Consider the following 15,000-nt stretch of genomic DNA (forward strand, 5'->3'; position numbering starts at 1 on the left):
ACAAAGGCAGCCGCCAGAACGCATCACAAGAAAAACGCCAGCAAACCACGGAGACATTGCCATGACCACCCTGCCAGAGCGTTTCAACTTTGCACAGCACCTGTTCGACCTGAACCGCGACCACGCACAGCGCACGGCATACATCGACGACCGTGGCACGCTGAGCTACGGCGCCCTGCAGGATCGCGCACGCCGACTGGCCGGTGCGCTCCAGGCCGCCGGCGTGCGGCGCGAAGAGCGCGTGTTGCTGCTGATGCACGACACCAGCGATTGGCCGGTGTGCTTTCTGGGTTGCCTGTACGCAGGTGTGGTACCCGTGGCGGTGAACACCCTGCTCACGGCAGACGACTACGCCTACATGCTGCGCCACAGCCGCGCGCAGACCGCGCTGGTGTCAGGCGCCTTGCTCCCCATCCTGCAAGACGCCATGGCCCGGGGTGCTCACGAGGTGGCCACCCTGCTGGTCTCGCAGCCTGCACAAGCGCTGGAGAGCGGGGCGTCGGATCTGGACGAGGCGATAGCCAGCGCGCAACCCCTGGCGGCGCCGGCAGCCACCGGCCCCGACGACCCAGGCTTCTGGCTGTACTCCTCGGGCTCCACCGGCAAGCCCAAGGGCACGGTGCACACCCATGGCAACCTGTGGTGGACCGCCGAGCTGTACGGCAAGCCCGTGCTGGGCCTGACATGCGACGATGTGTGCTTCTCGGCAGCCAAGCTCTACTTCGCCTACGGGCTGGGCAATGCGCTCACGTTTCCGCTGTCGGTGGGCGCCACGGTGGTGCTGATGGCCGAGCGGCCCACGCCCGATGCCACCTTCAAACGCTGGGTGGAACACCAGCCCACCGTGTTCTTCGGTGCTCCCACCGGCTTTGCCGGCATGCTCGCATCCCCCCGCCTGCCGGGGCGCTCGCAGGTGGCGCTGCGCATGTGCTCGTCCGCTGGCGAGGCACTGCCCGCCGAGATCGCGCAGCGCTTCAAGACGCACTTCGGCTGCGACATCATCGACGGCATCGGCTCCACCGAGATGCTGCACATCTTCCTGTCCAACCGGCCCGGCGACATCCGCTACGGCAGCACCGGCAAGCCCGTGCCAGGCTACGACATCGAGCTGCGCGGCGAAGACGGGCGCGCCGTGGCGGATGGCGAAGTTGGCGACCTGTACATCCGCGGCCCCAGCGCCGCCCTCATGTACTGGAACAACCGCGAGAAGACACGCGACACCTTCCAGGGCGGCTGGACCAAGAGCGGCGACAAGTATGTGCGCGACGCCGAGGGCTACTACACCTATGCCGGGCGCAGCGATGACATGCTCAAGGTCAGTGGCATCTACGTCTCGCCTTTCGAGGTCGAGGCCACGCTGATGCAGCATGCTGCCGTGCTGGAGGCCGCCGTCATCGGCACGCAGGACGGCGAGGGCCTGACCAAGACCAAGGCCTTCGTCGTGCTCAAGGACGGCCAGGCCGCCACGGAAGATGAACTCAAGGTCTTCGTCAAGGACCGCCTTGCGCCCTACAAGTACCCCCGCTTCATCGAGTTCGTGCCCGAGCTGCCCAAGACGGCCACCGGCAAGATCCAGCGCTTCCGTCTGCGCGAGAAGGAGGCGCTTGCATGAGCCCCGCCTTCTCCGGCAACGGGTTCGCCAGCATCGAATGGCGAGGGCGCGGGTTACAGGTCGAATACCAGTGGATACAGCCCGAGCGCGCCGACGCTCCGCTGCTGGTCTTCCTGCACGAAGGGCTGGGTTCGGTGGCGATGTGGAAGGATTTCCCTGGGCGGCTGTGCGCATCGGGCGGCTTTCGGGGCCTGGTGTTCTCGCGACCCGGCTACGGCCGCTCCACCCCCCGTGCCCCGGATGAGTGGTGGGGCGTGGACTTCATGCACCGGCAGGCGCAGGAGGTGTTGCCCGCGCTGCTGCAGGCACTGGGCGTGAGCGAAGCGCCCTGGCTGTTCGGCCACAGCGATGGAGCGTCCATCGCGCTGCTGTACGCCGCCAGCTTCCCGGCGCGCGTGAGCGGCCTGGTGCTGCTCGCGCCGCACATCTTCGTCGAGGACGTGACCATCGCGAACATCGAGCTGGCGCGCACCGCCTACGAGACCACCGACCTTGCGCACAAGCTGGGCCGCTACCACGACGACCCCGACTCCGCCTTCTGGGGCTGGAACCGCATCTGGCTGGATCCAGCCTTTCGCGCCTGGAACATCGCGGCTGACCTTGCCCACGTGCGCGCTCCCGTGCTGGCGGTCCAGGGGCTGGACGATGAGTACGGCACGCTGGCGCAGATTCGCGGCATTGCCGAGCGCGTGCCCGCCACCCGCCTGGTGGAGCTTGCGTCGTGCGCGCACTCCCCGCACCGTGACAGGCCGGGCGATGTGATCGCCGAGACCGTGGCGTTCATCAAGACCGCACGCAGCAGCCAACCCTGAACCGCCGGCACACACGCTTCGCCCGCTGATGACTCTTCGCCGCTAGTCGACCCGCCGACGCAGGCTCTCCAGGTCCACCACCGTGATGCCTCCGTATTCGATCTGAAGCATGCCGTCGGCCTTCAGGCGTTTCAAGGCCGCGTTGCAGCGCTGGCGCGACACGCCCGACAGGTTGGCAATCTCTTCCTGCGACACCTGCAGGTGCGGGTCGCTGCCGGGGTGAAGGAAGGGGTGGAACAAGCCCACCAGCGCCCGGGCCACCTGCGTGTCGGTGTCCTGCAGGTGGTGGGCCGTGAAATTGCCCAGGAACCAGTGCATGCGCTCGTTGATCTGGCGCAGCAGGAAGTGGTCGAAGCTGCGCTGCGTGGCGTGCAGCCATTCGAACGTGTGCACCGGCAGCAGTGTCACGCGGCTCGGACGCAGCGCAATGATGTCTGCCGTTCGCGCGGCGCCGCGCAGCAGTGTGCCCTCGCCAAACCAACTGCCTGCCGACAGCCCGCCCAGCGTCACGGAGCGGCCGTTGTCGGACGTCACCGTCCACTTGAGCAGCCCTTCGATCGCGCCGTACCAGTGCAGCGGCACATCGCCGCGCCGGCACAGCGCGCTGCCCTGGGGCACCTCGACTTCGCGCAGTTCATCGAGCACGCGTTGCTGGGCCGGGGCGTCCAGCACCGGAAACCAGGCCGAGTCGTTCAGCAGTTCGGCGGCCGTGGGCGCAGCTTTTTTGACCAGCATCGTGAAGCGTTCTCCAGCGGGCAGGGCCGCACGGTTCCTCGTATACCCTGAGTCCAAATGTCATCGCAATGACTGAGTATGCAAGCGCCCAAAAAAATAATGCGTGCATTACCATTTTCCCTCAGTCGATGCCATGAGCCAGCGCAAAGTCATCGTGACCATCGCCCCCACGGGCGGCATGGCGCGCAAGTCGCAGAACCCGCACCTGCCCACCCAGCCCGCCGAGATCGCCGATGACGTGCAGCGCTGCTGGAACGCCGGTGCCAGCGTGGTGGCCATCCATGCACGCAGGCCCGATGACGGCGCCACCTGCAACGCAGACATCTACCGCGACATCAACACCCGCATCCGCGCCAAGGGCTGCGACATCGTCATCAACAACTCCACGGGCGGGGGCGTGCATGGCGACATGGTCAAGCCGCTCCCCGGCAACCGCTGGGAGATCGCCTGGGAAGAACGCATCAAGGGCATGGACGCGGGCGCCGAGATGTGCACCCTGGACGCCACCACGCTCAACCTGAGCTTCGACGGCCGTGAGATCCTGATGGACACCCCCTTGAGCCGTGGCCGCGAGCTGGCCGCCGGCATGAAGGCGCGCGGCATCAAGCCCGAGTGGGAGGTCTTCAGCCCCACCCACATCCTGCAGGACACAACCACGCTCATCGAAGAAGGCCACGACGACGGCCCGCACTTCATCAACCTGGTGATGAACGTGCACCGCGCCTTCCAGAATGCCATGCCGTACTCGCCGCGCCACCTGCAGATGATGGTGGACACGCTGCCCAAAAACAGCCTGTTCTGCGTGAGCGGCATCGGACCCTCGCAGCTCGAAGCCAACGTGGCGGCCCTGCTGCTGGGCGGCCATGCGCGCGTGGGGCTGGAAGACAACCTCTACTACCGCCACGGCGAGCTGGCCACCAACGTGCAGCTCACCGAGCGCATCGTGCGCGTGATCCGCGAGCTGGGCATGGAGCCCGCCACGCCCGCTGAGGCTCGCGCACTGATGGGCCTGCCGCGCGCAGGTGGCCCTCGACCTGAATTCGCACCGCACTGATCCCCTTCACCCGTTCAGCCACCGCTGTTCATCCCACCAGAAAGAAAGAGGAGACAAGAAATGATGATGCCGACACGCCGCCAGTTCATGCACCACATGGGCGCAGCCACGGCGCTCGGGGCCCTCGCGCCCTGGAGCGCCCTGGCGCAGACGATCGAGCAGGTGAAGATTTTCTACGGCTTTCCGGCCGGCAGCGCGGGCGACAGCGTCGCGCGGCGCGTGGGCGAGAAGCTGGCGGGCTCTGCGTACACCCGCAACAGCGCGGTGGTGGAGAACAAGCCCGGCGCCGGCGGCCGTATTGCGCTGGAGTCGCTCAAGGGCGCACCGGTGGACGGCAGCGTGCTCACGCTCTCGCCGTTCTCGTGCACGTCGATCTACCCGCACATCTACAGCAAGCTCAGCTACGACCCGGTGAAGGACTTCGTGCCCGTGTCCATCGGCGCGGTCATGCACCATGGCCTGGCCGTGGGCCCCCTGGTGCCGGCCTCGGTCAAGACCGTGAAGGACTACCTGGCGTGGGCCAAGGCCAACCCGGGCCAGGCCAACTACGGTTCGCCCGCCGCAGGCTCCACGCCGCACTTCATCGGCGCGCTGCTGGGGCTGAACAACGGTGTCGACCTCAAGCACGTGCCATACCGCGGCTCCATCCCCGGTGTGACGGATGTGGTGGGCGGACAGATCGCGTCCATGGTCACTCCGAGCGGCGACTTCATCCCCAACCACAAGGCCGGCAAGCTGCGGCTGATCGCCACGTCCGGCCAGGCGCGATCGCCGTTCTCGCCGGAAGTGGCGACCTTTGCCGAACAGGGCTTCCCCGAGCTCACGACCGAGGAGTGGTTCGGCTTCTATGCCCCGGCCCGCACGCCGGCCAGCGTGGTGGCCGCCGCCAATGCGGCCATCAACCACGCTATCAAGGAGAAGGCCGTGATCGACAGCCTGGCCGTCGTGGGCCTGATCGCCAAGGGGTCGACCCAGGCCGAGATGGCAGCGTCGCAGCAGGCGGAGTTCGAGCGCTGGGGGCCGCTGGTCAAGAAGATCGGGTTCACGGCAGAGTCTTGAACAGGCCTTGAATCTCCCCTGAGCCGCTGCGCAACAACGACAAGGAAAATCTTCGATGGATTCGACAGTGAAGCGCGTGGCCGTGGTGGCCACCGGTGTCATCGGCGCCAGCTGGGCGGCTTACTTTCTGGCGCAGGGCCTGGACGTGGACGCCACCGACCCAGCGGACGGCGCCGAGCAGAGGCTGCGCGAAGCGGTGGCCCGCCACTGGCCTGCACTGGAGCAACAAGGGCTGGCACACGGCGCCAGCATGGCCCGGCTGCGGTTTCACGCGCGGCTGGAAGATGCGGTGGCGCAAGCGGACTTCGTGCAGGAGAACGGGCCGGAGCGCGAGGATTTCAAGGCCGACCTGCTGCGCCGCATCGACGCCGCTGCGCCAGCGCACGCCATCGTGGCGTCCAGCTCGTCGGGCCTGTCGGTATCGGCCATGCAGGTGCAATGCGCCCGGCCGGAACGCATCGTGCTGGGGCACCCGTTCAACCCGCCGCACATGATTCCGCTGGTCGAAGTGGGCGGGGGCCAGAAGACGTCACCCGAGTCCATCGCCGCCGCAATGGCCTTCTACACCGCCATCGGCAAGCGCCCCATCCATGTGCGCCGCGAGATCCTGGGCCACATCGCCAACCGCCTGCAGGCCGCACTGTGGCGCGAGGCGTTCCACCTGGTGAACGAGGGCGTGGCCAGCGTGGCCGACATCGACACCGCCATCGCCCAGGGCCCCGGCCTGCGCTGGGCGCTGATGGGGCCTTTCATGAACCTGCACCTGTCCGGCGGCGACGGTGGCATGGCCCATCTGCTGGCCCACCTGGGCGGCCCCATCGAAGGCTGGTGGGACGACCTGGGCGCGCCGCGCATGACGCCCGAGTTGCAGCGCCGCGTGGTCGAGGGCGTGGACCAGGCGCTCGGCGGGCGCACCCAGGCAGAGCTGGCGCAGGCGCGCGACGCCCTGCTCATCGGCCTGCTGCGCGCCAAGAGCGCATCCCCCGGGCTGGACACGCCGACCTGATGCGCCTGGCGCTCCCACCACCTGCCTCACCCAGACACCGCCAGAGAGACACAACGCCATGCACCCCGGATTCCTTGACGACGACACCCAGATCGCGCTCGCATTGACCACCCAGACCCGTGCGGACGACGGCTCGATCACGCTGCAGTCCCCCGTGCCGCTGGGCGCCTATGCGCGCTGCATCGGCGAGTGGCTGGAGCACTGGGCGCGCGAGACGCCCGATGCACTGGCCCTGGCCGAGCGCGATGACAAGGGCGAGCACTGGCGCCGCCTGAATTACGGCGAGTTGCGCCGTGCCGTGGGCGCGGTGGCGCAGTCGCTGCTCGACCTGAAGCTGCCCGCCGACCGTCCCGTAGCGATCCTGTCGGACAACGCGGTGGACCACGCGGTGCTCATGCTCGCGGCCATGCATGTGGGCCTGGCCTCGTGCTCGCTGTCCAGCGCCTACGCGCGCTCCAAGGACCCTGCGCGGCTGCACGGCATGCTCGCGGCGCTCGGGCCGTCGCTGGTCTACGCGGCCGATGCCCGGGTGTACGCACCAGCCCTCGCGGGGTATGCATCGGATGCGCTGCAGGTGTTCAGCCGCCATGCCGACGAGGTGCCCGGCGCTCTGCCCTTCGCGCAGTTGCTGCAGGGGCTGGAGACAACTGCCGTGCGCCAGGCGTTCGACGCCATCGCGCCGGACGACCATGCCAAATACTTGCTGACATCTGGCTCCACTGGCCGGCCCAAGGTGGTCATCAACACCCACCGCATGCTCTGCGCCAACCAGCAGATGATGGCCCAGACATGGCCCTTTCTGACCCGCGAAAAACCGGTACTGGTGGACTGGCTGCCCTGGAGCCACACCTTCGGCGGCAACCACAACCTGAACATGGTGCTGTGCCACGGTGGCACGCTCTACATCGACGAAGGGCGGCCCGTGCCCGGCCTCATCGACAAGACGGTGCGCAACCTGCGCGACGTGAAGCCCACCATGCTGTTCAACGTGCCGCGTGGCTTCGACATGCTGCTGCCCTTCCTCGAAGCGGACGAAGAGCTGGCCGCCGAGGTCCTGTCGCGCATGCGGCTTGCCTTCTATGCGGCGGCGGCCCTCGCGCCGTCCACCTGGCAGCGGCTCGAAGCGCTGGCCCTGCGCGTGCGGCCCGCGCAGCCGCTGTGGCTGACCACGTCCTGGGGCTCCACCGAGACCTCGCCCGCCGTCACCAGCGCGCACTGGCGGCTGGACAAGGCCGGCTGCATCGGCGCGCCGCTGCCCGGGCTCACGCTCAAGCTCGTACCCAATGGCAGCAAGCTCGAGATGCGGGTCAAGGGCGTGTCGGTCTTTCCGGGCTACCGCAACGCGCCGGCGGAGACGGCGGCCGCGTTCGACAGCGAGGGCTTCTACCGGATCGGCGACGCCGGCTACCTGGTGGACCCCGAGCGGCCCGAGCGTGGCGTGGTCTTCAACGGGCGCGTGGCCGAAGACTTCAAGCTCTCCAGCGGCAGCTGGGTGTCGGTGGGCACGCTGAGGGTGGAGCTGGTCTCGCAACTGGCGCCCCTGGTGCAGGACATCGTGCTCACTGGCCACAACCACGACGAAGTGGGCATGCTGGTGTTTCCGTCGGCGGCCGGCGCGGCCGACCCCGCGAAGCTCGCTGCCGCCCTGCAGGGCGTGATGCGGGCCCGGCGCAACGCCGGTGCGGGCTCTTCGCAGTGCCCCACGCGCGCGCTGGTGCTGGCGCAGCCGCCCGATGCGGACAGCGGCGAGATCACCGACAAGGGCTACATCAACCAGGGCGCGGTGCTGGCGCGGCGGGCGGCCGATGTGGCGCGACTGCAGGCCAGCCCGGCGGCAGAAGAGGTCATCACCGCGTAAGGATCTTTACAAACCGGGCAGGGCCCGGATCCTTACAATATGAGAATCATTCTTATCAGCCACGGGCCTGCCAGCGCAGCGCCCTCAGCCGTTCCGGTCCCGAACCCGCCGCGTTCGGGTCGCCCTATGACAGGCTGCGTGCCCCGTGGTTGCCCACTATTACCAAGAACTGCTGAACTACTTTGCCCGCATGGTGCGCAGCCGCGACACGGCGGCAGACCTGGTGCACGAGGCCTACGCGCGCGTGCTGGCGCTGCAGCGCAGCGGCGAGGCCATCACGCAGCCGCGCGCGCTGCTGTACCGTACAGCGCGCAACCTGCTCATTGACCAGCACCGCCGCCATGTGGCGCGGGGAACGCTGCACGCCGATGCCGACGACAGCCTGCCCGACGTTGCTGAATTGCCCGCACCCGCAGGGTGCGAGCCCGAGGCCGCCTTCACCTCCGCGCAAGGCGTGGCCTCGATGATCGCCACGATCGAATCGCTGCCGCTGCGTTGCCGCGAGGCGTTCATCCTGCACAAGTTCGATGGGCTCTCGCAGGCCGAGGTGGCCGCGCAGATGGGCATCTCGCGCAAGATGGTGGAGCAGCACATCCATCGCGCCCTGGTGGCCTGCCGCGCGTGCCGTGCCGACTTGCGGGGGGAGGATCAGCCATGAACGCGCAGAGCCACGAACTGTCGGTCATGGAAGCGGGCGACCGCATCGACCGCGAGGCGCTGGAGTGGCTCGTGCGGACCCAGGGCTCACCGGATGCCGCCACGCTGCGGCAGCTGCGCGCATGGTGCGATGCCGACCCCCGGCATGCGGCGGCACTGGTGCGCTGGCAGCAGGAGTGGAGTGCGCTGGATGCATTGCCCGCTGCAGCCCTCCGGCAACTGCGCGCTGGCCTGGCCAAGGACCAAGCCAGCGCTGAACCACGGGCCCGGCCACGTGGCCTGGGCTGGGGGAGGGGCGCCGCCACGCTGGCGTCGGTCTGCCTGGTGGCCGCAGCCGGTGGACTGGGCTACCGCCATTGGCAGCAGCAGCCCGTGTATGAGCAGGCGCTGGCCACCGGGCTGGGCCAGCAGTCCGAAGTGCAGCTGCCCGACGGCAGCACCTTGCGCCTGGACACGAACACCCGGCTTGATGTGACCTTCCGTCGCCAACGCCGCGAAGTGGTGCTGCCCGAAGGCCAGGCCGTGTTCCGCGTGCAGGGCGATGCGGCACGGCCCTTCGACGTGCTGGCCGGGCCGATGCGCATCACGGTGGTGGGCACCCGGTTTTCCGTGCGCTACACACCCGGCGTGCCGGGCGATGCAGGCGTGCGCGTGGCGGTCGAGGAAGGCCGTGTGCGTGTGGCCCGCGCGGGCGATGACGGGCCGGACGTGATCGAACTCACCGCCGGCCAGCAGGTCGTCAGCGACGCCGCCGGCCGCCTGGGCCCGGTGGCCGCCGTGCCCAACGCGGGCATCGCGCCCTGGCGCGATGGGCGCGTGAGCTTCGACGACACACCCCTGTCGCAGGCGCTGGCCGAATTTGCCCGGTACGGATCCACGCAGCTGGTGGTGCGCGACACCGGTGTAGCGGCCCTGCGCCTGACCGGCACATTCGACCCCCGGCGGCTCGACAACTTCACGCGGTCCCTGCCCAGCGTGCTGCCCGTGCAGCTGCGCGAGCGTGGCGCGGTCACGGAGATCGTGGCCGCTCCCCACCCCCCCGCCCATCCCCAATAGCGCCAACGGCAAGCCGCTGCTGGCGGGCGTGCACGCCCGCCGGGCCCTTGCTTGTCCTGACGCAGGGCACGGCATCTTATTTTCAAAAATTTTTGCTGGGCGACCTAGGGGGATGGTGTTTGGCTGCGTCTACATGAGAAGGCGTCTTATTCAATATTCATTCCAACATCCGTTTCCAGGGAGATCCCTCACATGCCTTGCACCCGATTCCGGCCCGCCCCGTTGGCCTTGGCCGCCGCACTCAGCCTGGCCGCCATGGGCGCCAGCGCCCAGGTGGCGCCTGCCCCCGGGCAACCCGCCGTGGCGCTCAGCATTGCAGCGCAGCCGCTGGCCCAGGCGCTCAACGACCTGGCGCGCCAGTCACGCATGGAGCTCATGGTGCAGCCCGCGCTGGTGGCCGGGCGCTCGGCCCAGGCCGTGAACGGATCGCTCACCGTGCGCGAGGCGCTGGACCGGCTGCTCGCGGGCTCGGGCCTGGTGGGTGTGATCGAAGGCACCAGCATCGTGGTGCGCAGGCCGCCTGCGGCGGCTTCATCGGGTGCTGCGGGTGCTGCAGGCGAGACCAGCCTGGCCGAGGTGAAGGTGCAGGCCCAGGCCGAGCCCAGCGCGCTCACCGAGCACAGCGGCTCCTACACCACGCGCCAGGCGGGCACGTCCACGCCGCTGGGTCTGTCCCTGCGCGAGACGCCCCAGTCGGTCAGCGTCATCACGCGCCAGCGCATGGAAGACCAGGGCCTGACGCAGCTGTCCGACGTGGTCGCGCAGACACCCGGGCTGGTCTTCAGCCAGAGCGGCAACCAGGGCTCGGACACCTCACCCATCTACTCGCGCGGCTTCTCTGTCAATACCTACATGATCGACGGCGTCCGCCAGACGGACTCCAACTATTCGAGCATCTTCCAGACCAACGACATGGCGATGTTCGACCGCGTGGAAGTGGTGCGCGGCGCCTCCGGCCTCATGAACGGCATCGGCACGCCGGGCGCTGCGATCAACATGATCCGCAAGCGGCCCACCGCCGACTTCCAGGCCTCGGTGCGGGCCGAGGCGGGCTCGTGGAACCATGTGCGGACCGAGGCCGACATCGCCGGGCCCATCAACGCGTCCGGCAGCGTGCGGGGCCGCCTGGTGGCCGCCGCGCAGGACAACGACTCCTACATCGACCGCCTCAAGGAGCGCAAGAAGCTGCTCTACGGTGCGGTCGAGGCCGACCTCACGGCGCAGACGCAGCTGTTCGCCGGCGCGTCGGTGCAGCACCACGACGCCACGGGCCACGCGCGCGGCGGCCTGCCGGCCTACTACTCCGACGGCACGCGCACGCAGTGGAGCCGCTCGGCTTCGGCCGCACCGCCCTGGGCGTATTCCAAGCGCCACTACACCTCGGTGTTCGCGGCGCTGGAGCACCGCTTCAGCGACGACTGGAAGGTCAGGGCCACGGCCACCCGCACCAACAATTTCTACGACGAGCTGATCGGCTACGCCAGCGGCGGCGCGCCGGTGCGCGCGACGGGTGCGGGTGTCACGCTGTGGGCGGGCCGCTGGAGCGCCACGCCCCGCCAGGACAGCCTGGACGTCCAGACCACGGGCCGCTTCGACCTGCTGGGGCGCAAGCACGACCTGGCCTTCGGTGCGCAGATGTCGCGCACCAGCTACGACGCGCCGTCGTACACCAACTGGACGCACGCGGGCTGGAGCAGTGCCATCGGCAACATCTTCACCTGGGACGGCACCTCGCCCGCCGCGCCGCCCAACCCCAGCATCGGCCGCAACACCTCGGACGAACGCCTGAACAGCGCCTACGCCACCGTGCGCTTCAAGCCCACGGACGCGCTGGCCGTGCTGGCCGGCGCGCGCGTGGTGGACTGGAGCCGCGCGCAGACCAGCACCCGCTTTTCCACCGGCGCGACCACCGCCAACAACCGCTACGAAAGCGGCGAGGTGACCCCGTACCTGGGCCTGGTCTACGACATCGACCGCAACTGGTCGGCCTACACCAGCTATACGACCATCTTCACGCCGCAGAGCCTGCGCCTGGCCAACGGCGACTACATGGACCCGCAGACGGGCGACAGCTTCGAGCTGGGCGTGAAGGGCGCGTTCCTGAACGACCGCCTCAACGTCTCGGGCGCCATCTACAAGGCGCGGCAGGACAACCTGGGCGTGGCCATTCCCAACGTGTTCGCCCCGGACGGCAGCCAGGCCTACGAGGCCGTCTCGGGCACCAGCACGCGCGGCTTCGAGGTCGAGGCCACGGGCGAGGTGCGCCCGGGCTGGCAGGTCGCGGCGGGCTTCTCGCGCAACCTCACACAGGACCGCCTGCGCACACGCCTGCTCACCGACGTGCCGCAGAACACGGCCAAGCTGTTCACCAGCTACCGCATTGCGGGCATCGGCAAAGGCCTGACCGTGGGGGGCGGCCTGCGCTGGCAGAACCAGATCTACCGCGACAACCAGGGCGCCGCGCGCGTGCGGTTCACGCAGCCCGCGTATGCGGTGGTCGACCTCATGGTGCGCTACGCCATCACCGACACGGTGGCCGTCACGGCCAACCTGCGCAACGCCCTCGACAAGGTGTACTACACCTCGGTCGGCAACTCGTACTACGGTGCGCCGCGCAGCCTGCAGGTGGCGCTGGACGTGCGGTTCTGATGCACCCCCTGAGTCGCTTTACGCCGTACCCCTGGAAGGGGGCCGCTCCCAGCGCGGCGGGGCGGCCCTTGCGCGGGAGCCCTGGCCTGTGTTGCGCCAGTTTTACCGGCAGGGAGTGATGCATGCCATCGCATCTCTGCAACCGGAGTGATCTGCCATGAAAGAAGGCTTTCGCCAGTGCATGGCCTGGCTGCACACCTGGGTCGGGCTGGTGGTGGGCTGGGTGCTGTTCTTCGTGTTCGTGACGGGCACGGCCGGCTACTTCGCGCACGAGATCGACCGGTGGATGCGCCCCGAGCTGCCCTTGGCCACCGCTGCCGCGGCGGTGGAACCGCACCGGGCGGTCGCGCTGGCGCAGGCCTACCTGCAGGCCAACGCGCCGCCACAGTCGCAGGACTGGTCGGTGCAGCTGCCCGGCCAGCGCGGCAGCAGCGCACTGAGCGTGAGCTGGCGCGAGCCGCCCGCAGACGGCAAGCCCGGCGCGCGCGGCCGCTTCGTGCGCCGAACGCTCGACCCGGACACGGGCCAGGCAGCCGCCGAGCCCGTGGTGCGCAAGACCGGCGGCGGCCACCTGCTGTACCGCATGCACTACATGCTGCACTACGTGCCGTATGACGTGGCGATCCGCCTGGTGGGCGTGTGCACCATGCTGATGCTCATGGCCGTGGTGACCGGGGTCATCACCCACAAGAAGATCTTCGTGGACTTCTTCACCTTCCGGCCGGGCAAGGGGCAGCGCTCGTGGCTGGACGCGCACAACATCATCAGCGTGACGGCGCTGCCGTTCTTTCTGATGATCACCTACAGCGGGCTGGTGTTCTTCCTGTTCCAGTACATGCCGGCGGGCCTGGCGGCCAGCCACTATGCGGGCAATGCGCAGGTGTTCTACGACGACCTGCTGCAGCGACCGGCCGCTGTGGATGCCACTGTTTCCGCGCAGCCGCTCACCGCTATGGCGCCGCTGGTGGCCCAGGCCGAGACGCAGTGGGGCGTGGGCCAGGTGGCGCGCGTGGCCGTGCAGCAGCCCGGGCGCGCCGATGCCGATGTGCAACTGGTGCGCGTGGCGGGCGGGCAGATTGCCGGCAGCGACCGGCTGCGCTTTCAGGCCCGCACGGGTGAGCCACTGCCGCCTAGGGCCGACGAAGGCGCGGCCCGCGAGACGCAGGACGTCCTGCTGGCCTTGCACGAAGGCCGCTTTGCAGGGCCCGTGCTGCGCTGGCTGTACTTTGCGAGCGGCCTCTTGGGCTGCGCGATGATCGCCACCGGCCTCGTGCTCTGGACCGCGAAGCGCCGCACCCAACAGGACAAGCGGGCAAAGGCAGGCCACAAGCCCGAGTTCGGCTTTCGGCTGGTGGAGTGCCTGAACATCGGCACCGTGGCCGGCCTGCCCGTGGCCGTGGCCGCGTACTTCTGGGCCAACCGCCTGATCCCGGCGGACTTCGCCACCCGCCGCGAGTGGGAGGCGCACGTGCTCTTCATCACCTGGGGCGTGCTGCTGCTGTACCCGGCCTTGCGCACGCCGCTGCGCGCGTGGCTCGAATCGCTGTGGCTGGCCGCCGCCGCCTTCGCGCTGCTGCCCCTGATCAATGCGCTGACCACCGACCGCCACCTGGGCGTCACTCTGCCTGCGGGCGACTGGGTGCTCGCCGGGTTCGACCTCACCATGCTGGCGCTGGGCGCGTGCCTTGCGGTCGCTGCACGCCGCGTGCATCGCCGGCAGCGCGCTGCGGCGGAGCCCGCGCGCGCCCGTGGGGCCGTGGTCGCCGGTGCCGCCCTCTAGCGTGCCGCAGTGCTTCTTCCCCGATTTCTCTTTCTTCCTTTTCTTCTTCTCGATTTTCAAAGGAGTCTCCATGTTCAAGAAAACCCTGCTCGCCGTCGCCCTGTCCGGCATCGCCCTGTCTGCCGCTGCCCACCAGCTGTGGCTGGAGCGTGATGCCACCGGCCCGGTGCGTGTGTACGTGGGCGATGCCGACAGCGAGCACGACAAGGGCGCCGAAGTGGCCAAGCTGGCCGCCACCACCCAGGTCTTCACCACCGACCGCCAGCAGACGGCCAAGCTCACCGCCAAGGAGGAATTCCTGGAGGCCGACGTGGCCGCTGCCGGCGACGTGCGCCTGTCCAACGACCAGGTCTGGAAGCCCTGGAAGGCCAAGGACGGCAGTTTCCAGGCCGCCGTGTTCAACGCGCGCGCCGGCCGCAGCGAGACGCAGGCCGTGCTCGACTACGAGCTGGTGCCCGTCACGGCGGGTGGCAACACCTTCACGCTGGTGTTCAAGGGCCAGCCCGTGGCGAACAAGACCGTCACGGTGATCACGCCCGACAAGTGGACCAAGGGCTTCAAGACCGATGCGGCCGGCCGCGTCGACGTGCCGGTGAACGGCAAGGGCCGCTATGTGCTCGTCAGCACCCACGAGGCACCCGCCGTGGGCGATGTGGTCATTGCCGGTCAGAAGGTGGGCAAGCTGGGCTACACCACCACGCTGACCTTCGTCGCGCAGTAAG

12 protein-coding genes are annotated in these 15,000 nt (G+C 68.9%); 11 read left to right on the top strand and 1 reads right to left on the bottom strand.

Annotated features, from left to right (window positions below; translation table 11 throughout):
- Nucleotides 1-61 precede the first annotated feature (61 nt).
- Nucleotides 62-1,612: a benzoate-CoA ligase family protein gene (locus KW835_RS08910; RefSeq protein WP_218381999.1), complete on the top strand. Its 1,551-nt coding sequence runs from the start codon at nucleotides 62-64 to the stop codon at nucleotides 1,610-1,612.
- The gene (locus KW835_RS08915) at nucleotides 1,609-2,424 is read left to right on the top strand and encodes an alpha/beta fold hydrolase (RefSeq protein ID WP_218382000.1); all 816 of its coding nucleotides are present in this window, start codon (nucleotides 1,609-1,611) and stop codon (nucleotides 2,422-2,424) included. Before KW835_RS08910 ends, KW835_RS08915 begins: the two co-directional genes overlap by 4 nt.
- A 42-nt stretch (nucleotides 2,425-2,466) precedes the next feature.
- Here the strand turns inward: KW835_RS08915 and KW835_RS08920 are convergent, their stop codons facing one another.
- On the bottom strand, nucleotides 2,467-3,159 hold the full coding sequence (locus KW835_RS08920) for a Crp/Fnr family transcriptional regulator (protein WP_218382001.1): 693 nt from the start codon (nucleotides 3,157-3,159) through the stop codon (nucleotides 2,467-2,469).
- Nucleotides 3,160-3,292: 133 nt separating this feature from the next.
- Between KW835_RS08920 and KW835_RS08925 the strand changes: the two genes are divergently transcribed.
- The 9 genes from KW835_RS08925 to KW835_RS08965 all read left to right on the top strand — a co-directional run bounded on the left by KW835_RS08925 (nucleotide 3,293) and on the right by KW835_RS08965 (nucleotide 14,999).
- A complete protein-coding gene (locus KW835_RS08925) occupies nucleotides 3,293-4,213 on the top strand; it encodes a 3-keto-5-aminohexanoate cleavage protein (RefSeq protein ID WP_218382002.1) in 921 nt (306 codons plus the stop codon).
- A gap of 66 nt (nucleotides 4,214-4,279) precedes the next feature.
- Nucleotides 4,280-5,272, top strand: a complete 993-nt coding sequence (locus KW835_RS08930; protein WP_218382150.1) for a Bug family tripartite tricarboxylate transporter substrate binding protein — start codon at nucleotides 4,280-4,282, stop codon at nucleotides 5,270-5,272.
- Nucleotides 5,273-5,327: 55 nt separating this feature from the next.
- On the top strand, nucleotides 5,328-6,278 hold the full coding sequence (locus KW835_RS08935) for a 3-hydroxyacyl-CoA dehydrogenase NAD-binding domain-containing protein (RefSeq protein ID WP_218382003.1): 951 nt from the start codon (nucleotides 5,328-5,330) through the stop codon (nucleotides 6,276-6,278).
- A 58-nt stretch (nucleotides 6,279-6,336) separates the two neighbouring features.
- The gene (locus KW835_RS08940) at nucleotides 6,337-8,136 is read left to right on the top strand and encodes a feruloyl-CoA synthase (RefSeq protein ID WP_218382004.1); all 1,800 of its coding nucleotides are present in this window, start codon (nucleotides 6,337-6,339) and stop codon (nucleotides 8,134-8,136) included.
- A 145-nt stretch (nucleotides 8,137-8,281) separates the two neighbouring features.
- The gene (locus KW835_RS08945) at nucleotides 8,282-8,794 is read left to right on the top strand and encodes a sigma-70 family RNA polymerase sigma factor (protein WP_218382005.1); all 513 of its coding nucleotides are present in this window, start codon (nucleotides 8,282-8,284) and stop codon (nucleotides 8,792-8,794) included.
- Nucleotides 8,791-9,849 (top strand): FecR domain-containing protein, encoded by a 1,059-nt coding sequence (locus KW835_RS08950; protein ID WP_255593408.1) that lies wholly within the window; start codon nucleotides 8,791-8,793, stop codon nucleotides 9,847-9,849. The genes KW835_RS08945 and KW835_RS08950 overlap by 4 nt, the downstream gene beginning before the upstream one ends.
- Nucleotides 9,850-10,041: 192 nt before the next feature.
- Nucleotides 10,042-12,498: a TonB-dependent receptor gene (locus tag KW835_RS08955; protein ID WP_218382006.1), complete on the top strand. Its 2,457-nt coding sequence runs from the start codon at nucleotides 10,042-10,044 to the stop codon at nucleotides 12,496-12,498.
- Nucleotides 12,499-12,655: 157 nt separating this feature from the next.
- Nucleotides 12,656-14,278, top strand: coding sequence for a PepSY domain-containing protein (locus KW835_RS08960; protein WP_218382007.1), 1,623 nt, complete (start codon nucleotides 12,656-12,658; stop codon nucleotides 14,276-14,278).
- 70 nt (nucleotides 14,279-14,348) lie between these two features.
- Nucleotides 14,349-14,999 carry a DUF4198 domain-containing protein gene (locus tag KW835_RS08965; RefSeq protein WP_218382008.1) on the top strand — a complete coding sequence of 217 codons (651 nt, stop codon included), beginning with the start codon at nucleotides 14,349-14,351 and terminating at the stop codon, nucleotides 14,997-14,999.
- The last annotated feature ends 1 nt before the right edge of the window (nucleotide 15,000 follow it).

Origin of the sequence: Acidovorax sp. sic0104 (assembly GCF_019219095.1) — a bacterium.
In the GTDB taxonomy this organism is placed as follows: Bacteria; Pseudomonadota; Gammaproteobacteria; order Burkholderiales; family Burkholderiaceae_C; genus Acidovorax.

Excerpts from the sequence above, each read along its gene's own strand:
- KW835_RS08910 (WP_218381999.1), top strand. The coding sequence starts at position 62 with ATGACCACCCTGCCAGAGCGTTTCAACTTTGCACAGCACCTGTTCGAC.
- KW835_RS08940 (WP_218382004.1), top strand. The coding sequence starts at position 6,337 with ATGCACCCCGGATTCCTTGACGACGACACCCAGATCGCGCTCGCATTG.
- KW835_RS08965 (WP_218382008.1), top strand. The coding sequence starts at position 14,349 with ATGTTCAAGAAAACCCTGCTCGCCGTCGCCCTGTCCGGCATCGCCCTG.
- KW835_RS08915 (WP_218382000.1), top strand. The coding sequence starts at position 1,609 with ATGAGCCCCGCCTTCTCCGGCAACGGGTTCGCCAGCATCGAATGGCGA.
- KW835_RS08930 (WP_218382150.1), top strand. The coding sequence starts at position 4,280 with ATGCCGACACGCCGCCAGTTCATGCACCACATGGGCGCAGCCACGGCG.
- KW835_RS08935 (WP_218382003.1), top strand. The coding sequence starts at position 5,328 with ATGGATTCGACAGTGAAGCGCGTGGCCGTGGTGGCCACCGGTGTCATC.
- KW835_RS08960 (WP_218382007.1), top strand. The coding sequence starts at position 12,656 with ATGAAAGAAGGCTTTCGCCAGTGCATGGCCTGGCTGCACACCTGGGTC.
- KW835_RS08925 (WP_218382002.1), top strand. The coding sequence starts at position 3,293 with ATGAGCCAGCGCAAAGTCATCGTGACCATCGCCCCCACGGGCGGCATG.
- KW835_RS08950 (WP_255593408.1), top strand. The coding sequence starts at position 8,791 with ATGAACGCGCAGAGCCACGAACTGTCGGTCATGGAAGCGGGCGACCGC.
- KW835_RS08920 (WP_218382001.1), bottom strand. The coding sequence starts at position 3,159 with ATGCTGGTCAAAAAAGCTGCGCCCACGGCCGCCGAACTGCTGAACGAC.
- KW835_RS08955 (WP_218382006.1), top strand. The coding sequence starts at position 10,042 with ATGCCTTGCACCCGATTCCGGCCCGCCCCGTTGGCCTTGGCCGCCGCA.